Annotated in this window: 1 pseudogene; it reads right to left on the reverse strand. The window is 29.5% G+C overall.

Annotated features, from left to right (window positions below):
- Positions 1-225, reverse strand: a pseudogene (locus tag I656_RS19625) (hypothetical protein); the annotation flags it as partial.
- Between the last annotated feature and the right edge of the window lie 134 nt (positions 226-359).

Below are 359 nucleotides of genomic sequence, written 5' to 3' on the forward strand. Positions count from 1 at the left end.
GGGTGCGAAATGTGAGTTATAAGGTAATTTTGGTGTAAACTTTATTGCACTAATTATTGCAAATAAATCATAAATCAATTCATTAGCAAAGTTTTTAATATCGTCTGGATCCCAAAGACCATTATGGGTAATTTTGTTTCTAAAGATTGGAGCTTCAAATGCAAAATAAGGATACATAGATAACCACAATGCACGATTTGTTGAAAATACTTTTTCGGCTTTCACACTAAATAAGTGTTCCAAGATTATCGAATTCGATTTCATCATTAAGAATTAAACAGAAATCGTAAAATAAACCTTCGACTTGAATAACAGACAAGTTTATAAACGATTGATATTTTTCATCTCTATACAGACTA

Source organism: Geobacillus sp. WSUCF1, assembly GCF_000422025.1.
Lineage (GTDB): Bacteria > Bacillota > Bacilli > Bacillales > Anoxybacillaceae > Geobacillus > Geobacillus zalihae.